The sequence below is a fragment of the Leclercia sp. Marseille-Q4284 genome (genome assembly GCF_916618945.1).
Classification (GTDB): Bacteria; Pseudomonadota; Gammaproteobacteria; order Enterobacterales; family Enterobacteriaceae; genus Enterobacter; species Enterobacter tamurae.
Window position 1 is genome coordinate 126,513 of the sequence record NZ_CAKAKG010000002.1, and the last position, 17,438, is coordinate 143,950.

The window sequence follows — 17,438 nt, forward strand, 5'->3', positions numbered from 1 at the left end:
ATGAAGTGACGTTTTAAACAGTAAAGGGAATTAAAACGTGTAGCAGGCAAAGATTTTAAAGGAATTATCTTAAAAATAATGTGGGAATTAACAGGTTAATGCAGGATGAGAAATTCAGGGCAGCGCACGCTGCCCTGACATCATTACGAACGGCTTAATATGCCGCGACGATAAAGATTACGACGAATACGCGTCAGACCCGGTTTCGGCTTACGCGGTTCATCGAGGCTTGCCAGTACGATCTCCAGCACCCGCTCGGCCACATCGCGATGACGCTGCGCCACGGCCAGCACCGGGCACTGCAGGAAGTCGAGTAATTCATGATCGCCAAAGGTGGCAATCGCCAGATCCGATGGCAGCTTGCCTTCACGACGCAAGGTCACGTCCATGACCCCCTGTAACAGCGCAAACGACGTGGTGAACAGAGCCTGCGGCATCGGATGGGTTTCGAGCCACTTCTCGAACAGCTGGGCCGAGGCTTCGCGCTCGTAGCTGTTGGCATAGAGGTAATCCACTTCACGGGGATCGTCTTTCCAGGCGGTGCGGAAACCCTGCTCGCGCAGGAAACTCACGGAGAGTTCCGGCAATGCCCCCAGATAGAGAACGTTTTCCGCCGGGAAGGTGCGCAGCTCTGCCGCCAGCATTTCAGCATCGTCTTGATCCGCACCTACCACGCTGGTGAAATGCTCACGATCCAGCGCACGGTCGAGGGCGACAATCGGGAACGCATTATTGGCCCAACGCTGATAGAAGGGATGTTCAGGGGGTAAGGAGGTGGAAACGATAATGGCATCAACCTGCCGTTGCAGCAGATGCTCAATGCAGCGCATCTCATTATCGGGCTGATCTTCGGAACAGGCGATCAGCAGCTGGTAGCCGCGCTGACGCGCCTGGCGCTCAAGGTAGTTTGCGATCCGGGTGTAGCTGGTGTTTTCCAGATCCGGGATCACCAGACCGATCGAACGGGTGCGCCCGGCACGTAAACCTGCCGCCACGGCGTTCGGATGGTAGTTATGTTCACGAACTACTGCCATGACTTTTTCAACGGTCTTATCGCTGACACGATACTGCTTCGCTTTACCGTTAATCACATAGCTTGCCGTCGTTCGCGACACACCGGCTAGCCTGGCGATTTCATCCAGTTTCACAATTGCCCCTTAAAAAAAAGAAAAGAGTCCATGACCTCGTCAGGGTTATGGCTAAATCTTGTAACATCTAAGCGCAGAATAGCCTGTCCGGCAACCGCTTTTGTCGGTACAGCGACATCGGTGCACAAAAAAAAGCCCGGTCATTCACACCGGGCAAGCTCGAGGCGAAACTTTTATCCTTAACGCATCACTTTGTCACCGCGGGAAAGTCCCACGACGCCAGAACGCGCTACTTCAACAATTTTGGCGACATCCCGCACCGAGGCGAGGAAGGCGTCCAGTTTATCGCTGGTACCGGCCAGTTGAACGGTATAAATAGAGGGGGTGACGTCGATGATCTGCCCGCGGAAAATGTCCGCATTGCGTTTCACCTCTTCCCGCCCGTAACCGGTGGCCTGAATTTTCACCAGCATGATTTCACGTTCAACGTAAGCCCCCTGCCCCAGCTCGCTGACGCGTAACACATCAACCAGTTTGTGTAGCTGCTTTTCGATCTGCTCCAGCACCTTGGCGTCACCGACCGTCTGGATAGTCATCCGTGAGAGTGTGGGATCGTCTGTCGGGGCAACCGTCAGGCTTTCGATGTTGTAGCCGCGCTGTGCGAAGAGCCCAATCACGCGCGACAGCGCGCCGGACTCGTTTTCCAGTAATACAGATAATATCCGGCGCATATCAGGTTCTCTCCGTTTTGCTTAACCACATTTCATCCATACCACCGCCGCGAATATGCATCGGATAGACATGCTCGGTGCCATCAACCACGACATCGACAAACACCAGGCGGTTATTGTTGACGTGCTCAAGGGCGTCGCTGAGCTTCGCTTCCAGCTCTGCCGGATCGCTGATACGAATGCCAATATGGCCGTAGGCTTCAGCCAGACGAACAAAATCAGGCAGTGACTTCATATAAGATTGTGAATGGCGACCGGAATAGATCATATCCTGCCACTGCTTCACCATGCCCAGATAGCCGTTGTTCAGGTTGAGCACCAGCACCGGCAGGTCATACTGCAGCGCAGTGGAGAGCTCCTGGATGTTCATCTGAATACTGCCATCGCCGGTCACGCAGACCACCGTTTCGTTTGGCAACGCCAGCTTAACCCCCAGCGCGGCGGGCAGGCCAAAGCCCATGGTGCCCAGGCCACCGGAGTTGATCCAACGGCGCGGCTTATCAAACGGATAATAGAGTGCGGCAAACATCTGGTGCTGACCCACGTCAGAGGTCACGTAAGCCTCGCCTTTGGTCAGTCGCCATATAGTCTCGATCACCGCTTGCGGTTTGATGCTCTCGCTTTGGGTGTCATATTTCAGGCACTGCCGCGCGCGCCACTGCTCAATCTGCAGCCACCAGTCGCGGATCTCATCGAGCGGCTGGACGCTGCTCTCCTGCGCCAGTAACTCCAGCATCTGCTCCAGAACCTGTCGCGCGTCGCCCACAATCGGCACATCCGCCGGGACGGTTTTGGAAATGGAGGTTGGATCGATATCAATGTGCAGCACGGTGGCGTTGGGGCAATATTTCGCCAGATTGTTGGTAGTGCGATCGTCAAAGCGCACCCCCACAGCAAAAATGACATCGGAATTGTGCATCGTCATGTTGGCTTCGTAGGTGCCGTGCATACCGAGCATGCCGAGCGCCTGACGATGACTGGCCGGGAACGCCCCTAAGCCCATTAACGAAGAGGCTACCGGCAGATTCAGCTTTTCGATAAGCGTGCGCAGCTGCGTTTCACACTTAGCATTCACCGCCCCGCCGCCGACATACACCACCGGCTTTTTGGCGGCGATCAGGGTTTGCAGCGCCCGCTTGATCTGGCCTTTGTGCCCCTGGGTCGTTGGATTATAGGAGCGCATGCTGACTGACTCTGGCCAGACATAAGGCAATTTGTTCGCCGGATTGAGGATATCTTTCGGCAGGTCAACCACCACCGGCCCCGGACGCCCGCTCGCCGCCAGCCAGAAGGCTTTTTTCAACACGCCGGGAATATCTTCCGTCTGTTTAACCAGGAAACTGTGTTTCACCACCGGACGGGAGATGCCGACCATATCGCACTCCTGAAAGGCATCGTAGCCAATCAGCGAGGTCGCGACCTGACCGGAGAGCACCACCATCGGAATGGAGTCCATATAGGCGGTAGCGATACCCGTAATGGCGTTGGTTGCGCCGGGCCCGGAGGTTACCAGCACCACGCCAACCTCACCTGTCGCACGCGCTAGTCCGTCGGCCATATGTACGGCAGCTTGCTCATGACGCACCAGGACGTGATCGATACCGCCCACGGTATGTAGCGCATCGTAAATATCGAGGACCGCGCCCCCGGGGTAACCGAACACTTGCTTCACGCCCTGATCGATTAACGACCGGACGACCATTTCGGCGCCAGACAACATCTCCATGATTAGCCTCCAGGCTTATCGTTTCAGACGGACAGGAAAAATATGCACCGTGCCGTCTTTTTTGTCAGGGTCACCCCTGGCGTTTTTTTATTGTGCAGAGTGACAGTTACCATAACCGCTCCCCGGGAGGCAGGCAATTAGCAAACCCGCGCGAACGCAGAAGCGTGAAAGAAGAAATATGAGGTATTAATATTTGTTATGGATAAATCAACTACGATAACGAAGCGCCGTGAGCATTCATCATTTAAAAAGGGAAAGGTGCAGTAATTCATGCAATTTTACTGACCGAAAGCGGCAATGAAAAAAATGGCTGCAGAATAATATTTCAATAATAAAAAGAAAGTCAGGATAAATAACAACAACAGCGCCATTTATCCTGAGGTCGATTAGCGGCGGCAGACGCTCACCAGCAGCTCTTCCATCCACTGATGGCCTTTGTCGCGTCCGGCAGCTTCATGCCACGAGAGATAACACGTCCGCGAGTTCAGGTTCAACGGCAGCGGCAATATCCGCAAATTCAGCGGCTCGGCAAACTCCTCTACCAGCCAGCGTGGCGCAATAGCAACCAACTGCGTTTGCGAGACGACGTTTAATACGCTGACCATCGCCATTCCCTGATACGCCACGCAGGCCTGTTTATCCGGGGTGTCATACCACGGCTGGCTAAAGGATGCGTAGCGATCGAGGGCGACGACCGCATGCTGTTCGCGATAAATATCGCTCTCCAGCAGCGTACCGTGCAGGCGCGGGTGTGTTTTGCTGGTCACCAACACCATTTCATCTTTGAATAAGGGTACGCAGGAAAATTCCGGACGGCGGAACTCTTCATAGCCAATCACAAACTCGGTTTCCTGATAACGCAGCTGATGTTCAGTATTCTGGTTAAGGGAAGACTTGAAAACCAGATGAATATTAGGTGCGACCTTTTCAACCTTATTATAAATAAGCGAGGTCAGATAGTTATCGAGAGGGCTGCAAACACACAAATGGAAAATACGCTCGCTGCTGGACGAGTCGAATCCCGATCCCGGTAGCTCATTCTGCACAAGCTGCAAAGCCTGGCGTACCGATGCAAACAGCTGGAATGCCCGTGCCGTAGGCTGGATCCCGCGGCCATAGCGCACAAACAGTTCGTCATTGAACATGACCTTGAGTCTGGCAACGGCATTACTCACCGCGGGCTGGGACATCCCCAGCGACTGCGCGGCGCGCGTGATATTTTGCTCCTGCATCACCGCATCAAATACCGTTAACAGATTCAGATCTACCGTACGGAGCTGTGGTTTTGCCCCGTCGAGTGCTGCCGGTTTTTCATTTTTTTCTTCAGACATATCCTGCTCCACTGTCACGCTAAACTCCCTTTACTCGTCCGCAACAATCATTTTTAAAAATATGATTTACCACGCATATAAAACAAGAAAAAGAGAAATGTTACAAATTAGGAATATATAAATACCCGTCAATCGTGACAGGGACACAAAATAAAACGTGAGAACATGTTCAGAGAGAAAAAAACATATCTATAAGTTTATAGATCGAATGAAACCATAAATCACACAAATAAACAATATGGCGTTTAGTTAAGGCTTATTTAAGTTTTAATAAAATATTAATAGCAACTTAATTTAAATGCTTAACATTTTATTATCAGTAACACTACCTTCGCAGGCTTTATACGCTTGGCATCAGGTTAACATGATGAAAGTTAACACATTCAAAAGGCCGATGTATTGTTTCGAAAGTTTGAACAATTGCAATTAAGTATATTAAAACAATTCTATCGATGTATTCAGCGACATCCTGCAGAAGAACAAAATTGTCAGAAAGGGAAAAACCAGCACAATAAGCTAATTCCACTGATGGCGTCTGGTATGCCGAATCACCGTTTTCACCTCTCAGGGGTTGACATCAATCGGCGTATCCAGTACCACTAAAAGCATATCTTATTTATCTGGGGCATGATTCATGAATCACAGCATTCGTTTCACCGGTCTACTACTACTAAACGCATCCACTGTGCGCGGTAGGCTGGCGGGCGAAATTCAGCGTTGAATCGTTCTCTGGTAACACAAAAAACCCGCGCCACTGCGCGGGTTTTTTTATGCTCGTAGCAAGGCGCCCAAATTCAGACAAGGACCTAACCCATGAGCCAGCAAGTCATTATTTTCGATACGACCTTACGTGACGGTGAACAGGCATTACAGGCAAGCCTGAGCGTTAAAGAGAAATTGCAGATTGCGCTGGCCCTGGAGCGTATGGGCGTAGACGTGATGGAGGTGGGTTTCCCGGTCTCTTCTCCAGGTGATTTTGAATCCGTTCAGACCATTGCCCGCACCATCAAAAACAGCCGCGTGTGCGCCCTGGCCCGCTGCGTTGAGAAGGACATCGATGTGGCCGCTGAGTCGCTGAAAGTCGCTGAAGCCTTCCGAATTCATACTTTTATTGCTACTTCGCCAATGCACATCGCCACCAAGCTGCGCAGCACGCTGGATGAGGTGATTGAGCGCTCCATCTATATGGTGAAACGCGCCCGTAATTACACCGACGACGTTGAGTTCTCCTGTGAAGACGCCGGCCGTACGCCAATTGAAGATTTGGCCCGCGTGGTTGAAGCAGCGATCCGTGCCGGGGCCACCACCATCAACATCCCGGACACCGTCGGCTACACCATGCCGTTCGAGTTCTCCAACATCATTACCGGGCTGTATGAGCGCGTGCCGAACATAGATAAAGCGATCATCTCCGTGCACACCCATGACGATTTGGGCCTAGCGGTGGGTAACGCCATTGCGGCCGTCCACGCCGGTGCACGTCAGGTAGAAGGTGCCATGAACGGTATCGGTGAGCGCGCGGGCAACTGTTCGCTGGAAGAAGTGATCATGGCGATCAAAGTGCGCAAAGACATCATGAATGTGCAGACCCGCATTAATCACCATGAAATCTGGCGCACCAGCCAGACCGTCAGTCAGATCTGCAACATGCCGGTCCCGGCAAACAAAGCGATTGTCGGCACCGGGGCCTTCGCCCACTCCTCCGGTATCCACCAGGACGGCGTGCTGAAGAACCGCGAAAACTACGAGATCATGACTCCGGAATCCATCGGTCTGAACCAGGTGCAGTTGAACCTGACCTCCCGCTCTGGCCGTGCCGCGGTAAAACACCGCATGGAAGAGATGGGCTACAAAGACGCCGACTACAACATGGATCATCTGTACGACGCCTTCCTGAAGCTGGCCGATAAGAAAGGTCAGGTCTTCGATTACGATCTGGAAGCGCTGGCGTTTATCAACAAACAGCAGGAAGAGCCGGAGCACTTCCGTCTGGACTACTTCAGCGTGCAGTCCGGTTCAAGCGATATCGCTACCGCCTCCGTCAAGCTGGCCTGCGGCGACGAAATCAAAGCTGAAGCCGCCAACGGCAACGGTCCGGTGGATGCCATCTACCAGGCGATTAACCGCGTCACCGAGTACGACGTTGAGCTGGTCAAATATGACCTGACGGCCAAAGGCCAGGGCAAGAACGCGCTGGGCCAGGTTGATATCGTGGTCAACTACAATGGCCGCCGCTTCCACGGCGTGGGCCTGGCGACCGATATCGTCGAATCCTCCGCCAAAGCGATGGTTCACGTCCTGAACAACATCTGGCGCGCCGCCGAAGTGGAAAAAGAGTTGCAACGCAAAGCTCAGAATAAAGAGAACAATAAGGAAACCGTGTAATGTCGAAGAATTACCATATTGCTGTGTTACCGGGCGACGGAATTGGCCCCGAGGTTATGGCACAGGCGCTGAAGGTTCTGGAAGCGATCCGCACCCGTTTTGCGATGAAAATTACCACCAGCCATTACGATGTGGGCGGTATCGCCATCGATAACCACGGCACGCCGTTGCCGCAGGCGACCGTGACCGGCTGTGAGAATGCCGACGCGGTGCTGTTTGGCTCCGTGGGTGGCCCGAAATGGGAACATCTGCCGCCAGCCGAACAGCCTGAGCGCGGCGCGCTGCTGCCGTTGCGTAAACATTTCAAGCTGTTCAGCAACCTGCGTCCGGCGAAGCTGTACCAGGGGCTGGAAGCGTTTTGCCCGCTGCGCGCCGATATCGCCGCCAACGGTTTCGACATTCTGTGCGTGCGTGAGCTGACCGGCGGCATCTACTTTGGTCAGCCGAAAGGCCGTGAAGGCAGCGGTCAGCACGAAAAAGCTTTTGATACTGAGGTGTATCACCGTTTTGAGATCGAACGTATCGCCCGTATCGCGTTCGAATCTGCCCGCAAACGTGGCCATAAAGTTACTTCGATCGATAAAGCGAACGTGCTGCAATCCTCGATCCTGTGGCGTGAGATCGTCAACGAAATCGCCCGGGAATATCCGGACGTGCAGCTGTCGCATATGTATATCGACAATGCCACCATGCAGCTGATTAAAGATCCGTCCCAGTTCGACGTACTGCTGTGCTCCAACCTGTTCGGTGACATCCTCTCTGATGAGTGCGCGATGATCACCGGCTCGATGGGGATGTTGCCGTCCGCCAGCCTGAATGAAGAAGGGTTTGGCCTGTACGAGCCGGCAGGCGGCTCAGCACCGGATATCGCGGGCAAGAATATTGCTAACCCGATTGCGCAGATCCTCTCTCTGGCGCTGTTGCTGCGCTACAGCCTGGATGCGAACGACGCGGCAACGGCAATCGAGAGCGCCATCAACCGTGCGCTGGAAGAAGGCATTCGCACCGGTGATTTGGCCCGTGGCGCTGCCGCAGTTACTACCGATGAAATGGGCGACATCATCGCCCGCTATGTCGCTGAAGGGGTGTAATCATGGCGAAGACGTTGTACGAAAAGTTGTTTGATGCGCACGTGGTCTTCGAAGCGCCGAACGAAACCCCATTGCTCTATATTGACCGTCACCTGGTTCACGAAGTGACCTCGCCGCAGGCGTTCGATGGCCTGCGCGCGCATAATCGCCCGGTGCGTCAGCCAGGCAAAACCTTTGCCACGATGGACCATAACGTCTCGACGCAGACCAAAGACATCAACGCTTCCGGTGAGATGGCGCGCATTCAGATGCAGGAGCTGATCAAAAACTGCAACGAATTTGGCGTGGAACTGTACGACCTGAACCACCCGTACCAGGGCATTGTTCACGTAATGGGGCCAGAGCAGGGTATCACCCTGCCGGGCATGACCATCGTCTGCGGCGACTCCCATACCGCCACCCACGGCGCCTTTGGTGCGCTGGCCTTCGGGATCGGCACCTCAGAAGTGGAACACGTGCTGGCGACCCAGACCCTGAAGCAGGGCCGCGCGAAGACCATGAAGATTGAAGTTACCGGCCAGGCTGCACCGGGCATCACTGCCAAAGACATCGTGCTGGCGATCATCGGTAAAACCGGCAGCGCCGGCGGCACCGGTCACGTGGTGGAGTTCTGCGGCAGCGCGATCCAGGCCCTGAGCATGGAAGGCCGTATGACCCTGTGCAACATGGCCATTGAGATGGGCGCAAAAGCCGGTCTGGTTGCCCCGGATGAGATCACCTTCGCGTATGTGAAAGATCGTCTGCATGCCCCGAAAGGCCAGCACTACGACGACGCCGTTGCGTACTGGTCGACCCTGAAAACCGACGAGGGTGCACAGTTTGACACCGTGGTGACCTTGCAGGCCGAAGCAATTGCGCCGCAGGTCACCTGGGGCACCAACCCGGGGCAGGTGATCTCCGTTAACGACAGCATTCCTGACCCGGCCTCGTTCGCCGATCCGGTTGAGCGCGCCAGCGCAGAGAAGGCGCTGGCCTATATGGGGCTGAAACCTGGCGTGCCGTTGACCGACGTAGCGATTGATAAAGTATTTATCGGCTCCTGCACCAACTCACGTATCGAAGATTTGCGTGCAGCAGCAGAAGTCGCGAAAGGCCGTAAAGTGGCCCCGGGCGTGCAGGCGCTGGTAGTGCCAGGCTCCGGTCCGGTGAAAGCGCAAGCCGAAGCCGAAGGGCTGGATAAGATTTTCATCGAAGCCGGCTTTGAATGGCGTCTGCCGGGTTGCTCCATGTGTCTGGCGATGAACAACGACCGCCTGAATCCGGGTGAACGTTGCGCCTCCACCAGCAACCGTAACTTTGAAGGTCGTCAGGGTCGCGGCGGGCGTACCCATCTGGTCAGCCCGGCGATGGCCGCAGCTGCCGCAGTGACCGGCCATTTTGCCGATATTCGCAGCCTGAAATAAGGAGACCATCATGGCAGAGAAATTTACCCAACATACTGGCCTGGTGGTCCCTCTGGACGCGGCCAACGTCGATACCGACGCCATTATTCCCAAGCAGTTTTTGCAGAAGGTTACCCGCACCGGTTTTGGTGCCCATCTGTTTAACGACTGGCGTTTCCTGGATGACAAAGGCGAAGTGCCGAATCCGGAGTTCGTGCTGAACTTCCCGGAATTCAAAGGCGCGTCGATCCTGCTGGCGCGGGAAAACTTCGGCTGCGGCTCTTCCCGCGAGCACGCCCCATGGGCCCTGACCGACTACGGTTTCAAAGTGGTGATTGCCCCGAGCTTTGCCGATATCTTCTACGGCAACAGCTTCAACAACCAGCTGCTGCCGGTGACGTTAAGCGATGAGCAGGTCGACGAGCTGTTTGCGCTGGTGCAGAGCCATCCGGGGATGACCTTTGAGGTGGATCTGGAAGCGCAGGAAGTAAAAGCCGGAGATAAAACCTATGGCTTTAACATCGATACTTTCCGTCGCCACTGCATGATCAACGGCCTGGACAGCATCGGACTGACCCTGCAGCACGAAGACGCGATTGCCGCCTACGAGAACAAACAGCCAGCCTTTATGAATTAATTTAATGGCCCGCTTAGCGGGCCATTAAAAAAGGTGCCTGAGCCAACAAACACTCTGGAAAGGCGGGGAAAAAGCTCCCCGCCCTCGCCTTAACGTTTCACTTCACACGCTAACACTGCCGCCAGCTCTGTATGATCCTGTCGGTATCGCAGCTCACACAGCGAGTCGCGAACCATCCAGGTGAAGATCAATAACGTCATACAGATCATCAACAAACCTAACAGCAGAGTACGTTTTGGCATTCCAGCCTCCTTATTGCTTTCCAGCGATGAAGAGGCTACCCTCATAGGGTCAAGTATGTTGTGTTGGGTAGCCTCACATCAATGTTAAGTTGAGTGGGGCTTTCTTCTGTCTACCCTTGCGCAAATGCTTCAGGCAAACAGCCTCAAGCACCCGCCTGAACTCTATTCGTATTCCCCCCCGCTGTCAGAATGGGCTCTCATTTCGTGAAGCCGCCTTCCAGAATTTCACTCTCTTTTACCCGCCAGGTCAGCACCAGCGCTACCAGCGAAATCGCTGCAATCACCCAGTACACCACGTAATGACCGTAGCTTTGCACCAGCGCCCCCTGGATAATCCCCGCCAGAATCACCCCGGTTGAAATGCTGTTGGTAAACAGCGTGGTGGCTGAACCTGCCCGCCCCGGCATCAGATCCTGAAACCAGAGCATGCCAATCCCGGCGACGATGCCGATAAAGACCGCGTTGAATAGCTGCAGGGCAAGTAACGCTTCACGGCTGTGGAAGAGGATCAGCCCCAGATAAAACAGTACGCCTGCCGCCACCGCAATCACCATCATTCGCTGTTTACCAAAGTGTTTGACGTAATAACCGGCGAGGATCATCGCCGGGATTTCCAGCCCGGCAGCGGTGCCCATTAAGATCCCGGCCAGCTTGTCCGGCAGGCCCAGATCGCTGCTGATCCACAGCGGCATGTCGATGATGTACATGGTGTTGCAGGTCCACATCAGGGTGGAAGCGATAAACAGCCTGCGGACGTTTTTGTTTTTCCAGCCGCTGACCTGGGTCACTGGTATCGCGCCTGCGGAATCCACCCGGGCAACGGAGGGCAGCGCAAAGGCGATTAACCCCAGGCTGATGGCAAAAATGGCCGCCGCAATCGAGAACATGGCGGTAAAGCCATAGTTAAGCGCCAGCATAAAGGCCAGCGGCGGGCCGATAACCCACGCCAGCGACAGCTGGGCACGCATCACCGAGCTGAACATCACCACTTCCCGCGCTGAGCTGTCGGCATATTCCCGCGCCAGGGCAAACAGCTGCGGCATGGCAGTATTGGCCAGCGAAGCCAGCAGCACGCCGCAGGTGAGTAAGGTCAGATAGTGACGGTTAAAGGCAAACAGCAGCGCATTGCCGATCGCCATCGCGCAGCAAAAGAGGATCAGCTTGCGGCGATCGCCCTGGCTGTCGGATCGTTTCGCCAGCCACAGGCTGACCAGGATCCCGGCGACGGCGTTGACGGTGTAAAAAATCCCTACCCAGAAGGGCTGAGCCCCCACCTCGCGGCTCAGGAACAGGCTCAGGGTCGGGGCCTGCAGCGCACCGGCGATGCCCATCATAAAAGCCACCATTAAAAAGGCAGCATAAACACCGTTGAGACGGCGTCCCATCGTCATTAACCAGAGCATTACCTGTTCCCTTTAGCGCAAGTGAAAACGAAAAAAGCCAGCAGATAATACCTGCTGGCGTGGTGATTCGCACCAATACTCAGTCACACATGATCGAAGCCATTCAGCGTTCCGAGGTCGACGATGTCACCTCCCACTGCATCAGATCTTCCAGTATTTTCAGCCGCTGCTCTGCACACCGGCGGGCCAGCCAGGACATTCCCTTTGTCGCTGAGAAGTACTGTTGGTAAAACTGATTCGTGGTCGACCTCTTCATATTCACCTCCTCGCTTCATCGAAGAAGATTATTGGCCTAATATAGGGATTAATAAATTGCTGATTTTTTGTCAGGAGTTCCTCTTTTATGCCCTCTGGTCGTCTGCAACAACAATTTATCCGCCTGTGGCAGTGCTGTGACGGCCAACCCCAGGAGACTACGCTCAGCGAGCTGGCCGAGCTGCTCAACTGTTCGCGCCGTCATATGCGCACCCTGCTTAATACCATGCAGCAACAGGGCTGGCTGAGCTGGGAGGCCGAAGCCGGGCGCGGCAAACGTTCCCGCCTCACCTTCCTTTACACCGGCCTCGCCCTGCAGCAGCAGCGGGCGGAAGATCTGCTCGAGCAGGATCGCATCGAGCAACTGGTGCAGCTGGTGGGTGACAAGGCCGCGGTACGCCAGATGCTGGTCTCCCATCTGGGCCGCAGCTTTCGCCAGGGCAGGCATATTCTGCGGGTACTCTATTATCGCCCGATGAAAAACCTGTTACCCGGCAGCGCACTACGGCGTTCCGAAACCCATATGGCACGGCAGATCTTTAGCGGCCTGACGCGCATAAATGAGGAAAACGGGGAACTGGAAGCCGACATTGCCCACCACTGGCAACAACTTTCCCCGTTGCACTGGCGCTTTTTCTTGCGGCCCGGCATCCATTTTCATCATGGACGTGAGCTGGAGATGGCCGACGTCATTGCCACCCTGCAGCGCGCCCGCGAGCTGCCCCTCTATTCACACATTACCCGGGTCCAGTCCCCCACCGCCTGGACCCTGGATATTCAGCTCTCGCAGCCCGACCGCTGGCTGCCATGGTTGCTGGGATATGTACCGTCGATGATCCTGCCGCGCGAGTGGGAATCGATGCACAACTTTGCCAGCCAGCCGGTGGGCACCGGGCCGTATGCGGTCTCCCGCAACAACAATAACCAGCTGAAGATCCGCGCCTTCGATGACTACTTTGGTTACCGGGCGCTGATTGATGAGGTCAACGTCTGGGTACTGCCGGATATCAACGAAGAGCTGAGCGTCGGCCTGACGCTGGAAGGGCCCACCGAGGGGGAAAAAGCGGTGGAGAGCCGGCTGGAAGAGGGCTGCTACTATCTGCTGTTCGACGCCCGCTCGCACCGCGGGGCCAGCGCAGAGGTGCGGCAGTGGGTAAGCCGGATCCTCTCCCCGGCGAACCTGATCTACCAGGCCGAGGAGGTGTATCAATCCTACTGGTTCCCGGCGTATGGCTTGCTGCCGCGCTGGCACCACGCCCGCCCGGGACGCGGCGACAAACCGGCCGGGCTGGAGAGCCTCACCCTGACCTTCTACCGCGAACATATCGAACACCGGGTGATCGCCCGAATGATGAGCGAACTGCTGGCTGCCGAGCAGGTGACGTTAAACATTCAGGAAGTCAGCTATGAGGAGTGGCATCGCGGCGAGACGGTGAGCGATATCTGGCTCAACAGCGTCAACTTCACCCTGCCCCTGGACTTCTCGCTGTTCTCGCATCTGTATGAAGTCCCGCTCCTGCAGCACTGTATTCCCCGCGACTGGCAGCAGGACGCCGCCCAGTGGCGTGCGGGCGAGATGAACCTTGCCGTCTGGTGCCAGCAGTTGCTGTCCCAGCAGGCGATTGTCCCGCTGATCCACCACTGGCTGATGATCCAGGGGCAGCGCAGTATGCGCGGTTTACGCATGAATACCCTGGGCTGGTTTGACTTTAAATCGGCGTGGTTTGCACCGCCGGAACCTTAACACTTTCGTAATATTCACCAAATCATTACAATACCGTCGTTCTCAACGGGGTGCTGCGCGCAAGCGTGTGCTGAGAAAATACCCGTCGAACCTGATCCGGATAACGCCGGCGAAGGGATTTGAGGCTGTCGCTCAAAATCCTTTGCCACTCTCACATACAGAGGTGCAAAGTGTTCAAAACTGTTCTTCCCCTGCTGGCGCTGATTGCGCTGCCTGCCGTTGCCAGTCCTGTCCTGACGGTCTACACCTACGACTCCTTCGCCGCCGACTGGGGCCCTGGCCCGGCGGTCAAAAAAGCCTTCGAAGCCGACTGCAACTGCGAGCTGAAATTCGTGGCGCTGGAAGATGGCGTCTCGCTGCTCAACCGCCTGCGGATGGAAGGTAAGAACAGCAAAGCCGACGTGGTGCTGGGTCTCGATAACAACCTGCTGGAAGCGGCTACGCAAACCGGGCTGTTCGCCAAAAGCGGCGTGGCGGCCGATGCGGTTAAGGTTCCTGGCGGCTGGAAGAACGACACCTTTGTACCCTTCGACTATGGCTACTTCGCCTTCGTGTATGACAAAAACAAGCTGAAAAACCCGCCGAAGAGCCTGAAAGAGCTGGTTGAGAGCGACCAGAAATGGCGCGTGATCTACGAAGATCCGCGCACCAGCACCCCGGGGCTGGGTCTGCTGCTGTGGATGCAAAAAGTGTACGGGGACAAGACCCCGGAAGCCTGGCAGAAACTGGCCGCCAAAACCGTTACCGTCACCAAAGGCTGGAGCGAGGCCTACGGGCTGTTCCTGAAAGGCGAAAGCGACCTGGTGCTAAGCTACACCACCTCTCCGGCGTACCACATTATTTCGGAGAAAAAAGAGAACTACGCCGCCGCTGATTTTGCCGAAGGTCACTACCTGCAGGTTGAAGTCGCCGCCCGGACCTATGCCAGCAAACAGCCGGAACTGGCGGAGAAGTTCCTGAAATTTATGGTCTCGCCGTCGTTCCAGAATACGATCCCAACCGGCAACTGGATGTACCCGGTGACTGACGTCGCTTTACCGGCCGGTTTCGACAGCCTGGTCAAACCGCAAACCGCGCTGGAATACTCTCCGCAAGAAGTGGCCGGGAAACGTGCCGCCTGGGTCAGTGAATGGCAACGCGCCGTCAGCCGCTGATCGCCGGCTGGTTACTCCCGGGGCTGATCGCCGCCATCCTGATGGTGACCGTCGCCCTGGGAGCATTTCTGGCGCTGTGGTTTAACGCGCCAGCCACCGACGTCACGGCGCTGCTGCACGACAGCTATCTGTGGCACGTCATCCGTTTCTCGTTCTGGCAGGCGTTTCTTTCCGCCCTGCTCTCCGTGGTACCCGCTATTTTCCTTGCCCGCGCCCTCTACCGGCGGCGGTTCCCCGGACGGCAGGCGCTGCTGCGCCTGTGCGCCATGACCCTGATCCTGCCGGTGCTGGTGGCGATATTTGGCATCCTCAGCGTCTACGGACGCCAGGGCTGGCTTGCCGCGCTCTGTCAGGCTCTGGGGCTGGAGTGGACCTTCTCCCCTTATGGCCTGCAGGGCATCCTGCTGGCGCACATCTTTTTCAACATGCCGATGGCGACGCGGCTGCTGCTGCAGGCACTAGAGAATATCCCTGGCGAGCAGCGCCAGCTCGCCGCTCAGCTCGGGATGCGCGGCTGGTCCTTTTTCCGCTTCGTGGAGTGGCCGTGGCTGCGCCGTCAAATTCCGCCCGTTGCCGCGCTGATCTTTATGCTCTGCTTTGCCAGCTTCGCCACCGTGCTCTCGCTGGGCGGCGGGCCGCAGGCCACCACCATTGAGCTCGCCATCTATCAGGCCCTGAGCTACGACTACGATCCGGGCCGGGCGGCGCTGCTGGCGATGGTGCAGATGTTCTGCTGCCTGGGGCTGGTGATGCTGAGCCAGCGGCTGGGTAAAGCCATCCCCGTGGGCAATAGCCAGCTGGCGGGCTGGCGCGATCCGCAGGACAGCCTGCGCAGCTGTCTGACCGATGGCCTGCTGATCACTCTCGCTCTGCTGCTGTTACTCCCGCCGCTGCTGGCGGTAGTGGTGGATGGCCTGAATCTTAACCTGCTGTCGGTGCTGCAACAGCCGGTGCTGTGGCAGGCGCTCGGCACCTCGCTGCGCATTGCCCTGGGGGCGGGGCTGCTCTGCGTGGTGCTGACCATGATGCTGCTGTGGACCAGCCGGGAGCTGTATGCCCGTCAGGCAAAGGTGGCTGGGCAGGCGCTGGATCTCAGCGGGATGCTGATCCTGGCGATGCCCGGCATTGTGCTGGCGAGCGGGTTTTTCCTGCTGTTCAACAGCACTATCGGCCTGCCGGAATCCGCCGATGGCATCGTCATCTTCACCAACGCCCTGATGGCCATTCCGTATGCGCTGAAGGTGCTGGAAAACCCGATGCGCGATCTCAGCGCCCGCTACACCCTGCTCTGCGATTCACTGGGCATGCACGGCTGGCAGCGGCTGAGGGTGGTGGAACTCCGCGCCCTGAAACGCCCCCTGGCGCAGGCGCTGGCCTTTGCCTGCGTGCTGTCGATCGGTGATTTCGGGGTAGTGGCGCTGTTTGGCAATGATGATTTCCGCACCCTGCCGTTCTGGCTGTATCAGCAGATCGGCTCGTATCGCAGCCAGGACGGTGCCGTCACGGCACTGCTGCTGTTGCTGCTGTGCTTTGCGTTATTTACCGTTATCGAAAAACTCCCGGGGCGTGATGCTAACTCTCAATGATGTAACCTGGCTTTATCAGCACCTGCCGATGCGCTTCACCCTGTCCGTGCGCCAGGGGGAATTGATCGCCGTGCTCGGCCCCAGCGGGGCGGGGAAAAGCACGTTGCTCAATCTGGTGGCCGGTTTTCTGCAACCGGCCAACGGCCAAATTACGATTGGGGGACAGGATCATACCCACACGCCGCCTGCTGCACGCCCGGTGTCGATGCTGTTTCAGGAAAACAACCTCTTTACCCACCTGACCGTGCGCCAGAATATCGGCCTCGGTATGCATCCGGGCCTCCGGCTGAACGCCGGACAACAGCAGAAGCTAAGCGATATCGCGGCGCAAATGGGGATTGGCGATCTGCTGGAGCGGTTGCCGGGTGAGCTCTCCGGCGGCCAGCGCCAGCGCGTCGCACTGGCACGTTGTCTGGTACGCGAGCAGCCGATCCTGCTGCTGGATGAGCCATTTTCGGCGCTCGATCCGGCGTTACGTCAGGAGATGCTGCTGCTGGTCAAAGAGGTGTGTGAACGCCAGAACCTGACGATGTTGATGGTGTCCCACAGCGTGGAAGATGCGCTTAAAATCGCTCATCGGTCGGTGGTGATTGCCGATGGTCGTATCGCCTGGGACGGCGATACGGAACAGCTGGTGAGCGGCAAGGCCAGCGCGTCGCGCCTGCTGGGGATCCACTGACGAC

Annotated in this window: 16 protein-coding genes and 1 riboswitch; of the genes, 9 read left to right on the top strand and 7 right to left on the bottom strand. The window is 56.5% G+C overall.

Annotated elements, in window-relative coordinates:
* Positions 1-143: 143 nt before the first annotated feature.
* The 4 genes from cra to leuO form a co-directional block, all read right to left on the bottom strand.
* Entirely contained in the window at positions 144-1,148 is a 1,005-nt protein-coding gene (cra, locus tag LG383_RS15360) for a catabolite repressor/activator (RefSeq protein WP_106994232.1), read from the bottom strand.
* 179 nt (positions 1,149-1,327) lie between these two features.
* Positions 1,328-1,819, bottom strand: coding sequence for an acetolactate synthase small subunit (ilvN, locus tag LG383_RS15365; RefSeq protein WP_032616525.1), 492 nt, complete (start codon positions 1,817-1,819; stop codon positions 1,328-1,330).
* Between the two features lies 1 nt (position 1,820).
* Positions 1,821-3,545: an acetolactate synthase 3 large subunit gene (ilvI, locus tag LG383_RS15370; protein ID WP_225759580.1), complete on the bottom strand. Its 1,725-nt coding sequence runs from the start codon at positions 3,543-3,545 to the stop codon at positions 1,821-1,823.
* Between the two features lie 386 nt (positions 3,546-3,931).
* The gene (gene leuO, locus LG383_RS15375) at positions 3,932-4,876 is read right to left on the bottom strand and encodes a transcriptional regulator LeuO (RefSeq protein ID WP_225759581.1); all 945 of its coding nucleotides are present in this window, start codon (positions 4,874-4,876) and stop codon (positions 3,932-3,934) included.
* 634 nt (positions 4,877-5,510) lie between these two features.
* Between leuO and leuL the strand changes: the two genes are divergently transcribed.
* From leuL to leuD, 5 genes are all read left to right on the top strand, one after another.
* Positions 5,511-5,597 (top strand): leu operon leader peptide, encoded by an 87-nt coding sequence (leuL, locus tag LG383_RS23035; RefSeq protein ID WP_106994229.1) that lies wholly within the window; start codon positions 5,511-5,513, stop codon positions 5,595-5,597.
* A gap of 92 nt (positions 5,598-5,689) precedes the next feature.
* Positions 5,690-7,261, top strand: coding sequence for a 2-isopropylmalate synthase (gene leuA / locus LG383_RS15385; protein ID WP_106994228.1), 1,572 nt, complete (start codon positions 5,690-5,692; stop codon positions 7,259-7,261).
* Positions 7,261-8,352, top strand: a complete 1,092-nt coding sequence (gene leuB, locus LG383_RS15390; RefSeq protein WP_106994227.1) for a 3-isopropylmalate dehydrogenase — start codon at positions 7,261-7,263, stop codon at positions 8,350-8,352. The genes leuA and leuB overlap by 1 nt, the downstream gene beginning before the upstream one ends.
* A gap of 2 nt (positions 8,353-8,354) precedes the next feature.
* On the top strand, positions 8,355-9,755 hold the full coding sequence (gene leuC / locus LG383_RS15395; RefSeq protein ID WP_106994226.1) for a 3-isopropylmalate dehydratase large subunit: 1,401 nt from the start codon (positions 8,355-8,357) through the stop codon (positions 9,753-9,755).
* A gap of 10 nt (positions 9,756-9,765) precedes the next feature.
* Positions 9,766-10,371, top strand: coding sequence for a 3-isopropylmalate dehydratase small subunit (gene leuD, locus LG383_RS15400; protein ID WP_225759582.1), 606 nt, complete (start codon positions 9,766-9,768; stop codon positions 10,369-10,371).
* Positions 10,372-10,460: 89 nt separating this feature from the next.
* On the opposite strand, the gene LG383_RS15405 is transcribed toward leuD, so the two are convergent.
* The 3 genes from LG383_RS15405 to sgrT all read right to left on the bottom strand — a co-directional run bounded on the left by LG383_RS15405 (position 10,461) and on the right by sgrT (position 12,272).
* Positions 10,461-10,613 carry a Hok/Gef family protein gene (locus tag LG383_RS15405; protein WP_106994224.1) on the bottom strand — a complete coding sequence of 51 codons (153 nt, stop codon included), beginning with the start codon at positions 10,611-10,613 and terminating at the stop codon, positions 10,461-10,463.
* Positions 10,614-10,810: 197 nt separating this feature from the next.
* Positions 10,811-12,016 (bottom strand): sugar efflux transporter, encoded by a 1,206-nt coding sequence (locus LG383_RS15410; protein WP_225759583.1) that lies wholly within the window; start codon positions 12,014-12,016, stop codon positions 10,811-10,813.
* Between the two features lie 103 nt (positions 12,017-12,119).
* Positions 12,120-12,272 carry a glucose uptake inhibitor SgrT gene (sgrT, locus tag LG383_RS15415; protein ID WP_106994222.1) on the bottom strand — a complete coding sequence of 51 codons (153 nt, stop codon included), beginning with the start codon at positions 12,270-12,272 and terminating at the stop codon, positions 12,120-12,122.
* A gap of 87 nt (positions 12,273-12,359) precedes the next feature.
* Between sgrT and sgrR the strand changes: the two genes are divergently transcribed.
* From sgrR to thiQ, 4 genes are all read left to right on the top strand, one after another.
* On the top strand, positions 12,360-14,015 hold the full coding sequence (gene sgrR / locus LG383_RS15420) for an HTH-type transcriptional regulator SgrR (protein ID WP_166181588.1): 1,656 nt from the start codon (positions 12,360-12,362) through the stop codon (positions 14,013-14,015).
* Positions 14,016-14,051: 36 nt separating this feature from the next.
* Positions 14,052-14,151: riboswitch (TPP riboswitch) on the top strand.
* A 34-nt stretch (positions 14,152-14,185) separates the two neighbouring features.
* On the top strand, positions 14,186-15,169 hold the full coding sequence (gene thiB, locus LG383_RS15425; RefSeq protein WP_225759584.1) for a thiamine ABC transporter substrate binding subunit: 984 nt from the start codon (positions 14,186-14,188) through the stop codon (positions 15,167-15,169).
* On the top strand, positions 15,145-16,755 hold the full coding sequence (gene thiP / locus LG383_RS15430) for a thiamine/thiamine pyrophosphate ABC transporter permease ThiP (protein WP_225759585.1): 1,611 nt from the start codon (positions 15,145-15,147) through the stop codon (positions 16,753-16,755). The genes thiB and thiP overlap by 25 nt, the downstream gene beginning before the upstream one ends.
* Positions 16,739-17,434 (top strand): thiamine ABC transporter ATP-binding protein ThiQ, encoded by a 696-nt coding sequence (thiQ, locus tag LG383_RS15435; RefSeq protein ID WP_225759586.1) that lies wholly within the window; start codon positions 16,739-16,741, stop codon positions 17,432-17,434. Before thiP ends, thiQ begins: the two co-directional genes overlap by 17 nt.
* The last annotated feature ends 4 nt before the right edge of the window (positions 17,435-17,438 follow it).

What these genes read in the sequence shown, in the direction of transcription:
- ilvN (WP_032616525.1), bottom strand. Translation starts at nt 1,819, where the DNA reads ATGCGCCGGATATTATCTGTATTACTGGAAAACGAGTCCGGCGCGCTG.
- ilvI (WP_225759580.1), bottom strand. Translation starts at nt 3,545, where the DNA reads ATGGAGATGTTGTCTGGCGCCGAAATGGTCGTCCGGTCGTTAATCGAT.
- leuO (WP_225759581.1), bottom strand. Translation starts at nt 4,876, where the DNA reads ATGTCTGAAGAAAAAAATGAAAAACCGGCAGCACTCGACGGGGCAAAA.
- leuL (WP_106994229.1), top strand. Translation starts at nt 5,511, where the DNA reads ATGAATCACAGCATTCGTTTCACCGGTCTACTACTACTAAACGCATCC.
- leuA (WP_106994228.1), top strand. Translation starts at nt 5,690, where the DNA reads ATGAGCCAGCAAGTCATTATTTTCGATACGACCTTACGTGACGGTGAA.
- leuB (WP_106994227.1), top strand. Translation starts at nt 7,261, where the DNA reads ATGTCGAAGAATTACCATATTGCTGTGTTACCGGGCGACGGAATTGGC.
- leuC (WP_106994226.1), top strand. Translation starts at nt 8,355, where the DNA reads ATGGCGAAGACGTTGTACGAAAAGTTGTTTGATGCGCACGTGGTCTTC.
- leuD (WP_225759582.1), top strand. Translation starts at nt 9,766, where the DNA reads ATGGCAGAGAAATTTACCCAACATACTGGCCTGGTGGTCCCTCTGGAC.
- LG383_RS15405 (WP_106994224.1), bottom strand. Translation starts at nt 10,613, where the DNA reads ATGCCAAAACGTACTCTGCTGTTAGGTTTGTTGATGATCTGTATGACG.
- LG383_RS15410 (WP_225759583.1), bottom strand. Translation starts at nt 12,016, where the DNA reads ATGCTCTGGTTAATGACGATGGGACGCCGTCTCAACGGTGTTTATGCT.
- sgrT (WP_106994222.1), bottom strand. Translation starts at nt 12,272, where the DNA reads ATGAAGAGGTCGACCACGAATCAGTTTTACCAACAGTACTTCTCAGCG.
- sgrR (WP_166181588.1), top strand. Translation starts at nt 12,360, where the DNA reads ATGCCCTCTGGTCGTCTGCAACAACAATTTATCCGCCTGTGGCAGTGC.
- thiP (WP_225759585.1), top strand. Translation starts at nt 15,145, where the DNA reads ATGGCAACGCGCCGTCAGCCGCTGATCGCCGGCTGGTTACTCCCGGGG.
- thiQ (WP_225759586.1), top strand. Translation starts at nt 16,739, where the DNA reads ATGCTAACTCTCAATGATGTAACCTGGCTTTATCAGCACCTGCCGATG.